We start from the raw sequence: 1,488 nt of genomic DNA on the forward strand, positions 1-1,488 counted from the left end.
CAGCGCCGTCAGCTCCGCGGTGATCCGCTCCAGGTCGTCGCCCGCCGGGTGCTCCCCGGAACGTACGCCGACGGACTGGGCCAGCGAACGGGTGCGCTGGAGCTCGGCGGCGAGCAGGTCGATGCGCGCGGGCAGCGCCGACCACACGGAGTCCGCCGCCGCGACGACGTCGATCACCTCCGCGTACCACCGGTTCATCCGCTCCACCAGCTCGGCCAGCTTCAGCGACTCCGACAGCCGGGCCGGACCCGTCAGCGACGCCGGATAGCCGCCGGCCACCGTACGGGGCAGGGCGGCGGCACCCGGCGCGATGGTGACGCCGTGGTCGCGCAGCAGCGCCGTCAGCTCCGCCAGCTCCGCGGCGCCCGGCGAGCGGCGGCGGGCCCGGATCTCACGGGCCGAGCCGAGCGCGCCCGTGTACGCGTCGAAGTGCGCCCACAGCAGCGAGATCGCCTGCTCGGCGGCGGCCCAGCGCTCCTTGGTCGTACCGGACAGCTCGGCGCCCTCCAGCAGCCGGCGTCCCGCGTGGTCCTGGAGCGCGAGCAGCGAGGTCTCGATCGCCTCGTGCTCGGCTCCGAGCCGCGCAAGCGCACGATCGACCTCCTCGCGGTCCATCGAACCCCGTGGCGGGAGCGGCATCTGTTTCCCTCCGTGCTGCCGTACTCTGCCCGTTGCCGTGCTGTTCCTGCGTGCGCCCGGTCAGTCCTTGTACTTGGGAGCCGGCGCCTGGTCGATCCCCGGCATGGCGTCGGCCAGCCACTCCTTGTAGGAATCCTGCCAGCGTCCGTCCTTGCGGTAGTCCTCCAGCATGCTGTTGACGCGGCGCACCAGGTCCTCGTCGCCCTTGTTCATCGCCACGCCGTACGGCTCGGGCCGGTCCAGCGTGCCGAAGAGCTGCATCGACGGGTCCTGCGCGGCCTGGCCGGCCGCGAGCGCGTTGTCGGTGACGACCGCGTCCGCCTCGCCGAGCTGCACCCGCACCAGGCAGTCCAGCTGGTTCGGCACCAGCATGACCTCGGCGCCGTACGACTCCTCCTCCAGCGCACCCTGGCCCGTGGAGCCGTCGGCGGTGCAGACGCGCTTGCCGTCCAGGCTCTCGTCGAAGCCGGTGATGCCCGAGTCGGCGGGCCCCAGCACCGCCTGGTCCCCGGTGAAGTACTCGGTGGAGAACGCCACGTCCTGGATGCGCTCGCAGTTGATGGTCATCGTGCGGACCACCACGTCCACGTCCTTGTCCTGCAGCGCCGGGATGCGCTGGCTGGTGGGGATGGAGCGGAAGACGACCTTCGTGCCGTCGCCGAGGATCTCCTCGGCGATGGCCCGCGCCAGGTCGATGTCGAAGCCCTCCAACTCGCCCGTGAGCGGGTTGCGGTAGCCCCACTGGAAGCTGTTCTGGTCGATACCCGCGATCAGGTACTCGCGGTCCTGGATCCGCTTGACGCCGTCCCCGGAGGCGGTCGCGTCCGGCCGCAGGCTCGCCTCCGGCGT

The 1,488-nt window shown here is 72.0% G+C and carries 1 protein-coding gene and 1 pseudogene; both read right to left on the reverse strand.

All coding sequences use genetic code 11. The features are described 5' to 3' along the window. Nucleotides 1–615, reverse strand: a pseudogene (locus tag H5J30_RS32820) (hypothetical protein); the annotation flags it as partial. Nucleotides 616–699: 84 nt separating this feature from the next. Further along, on the reverse strand, nt 700–1,488 hold a 789-nt coding region (locus tag H5J30_RS32825; protein WP_181791328.1), incomplete at its 5' end, for a glutamate ABC transporter substrate-binding protein.

Origin of the sequence: Streptomyces phytophilus, from assembly GCF_013870535.1 — a bacterium.
GTDB lineage: Bacteria > Actinomycetota > Actinomycetes > Streptomycetales > Streptomycetaceae > Streptomyces > Streptomyces phytophilus.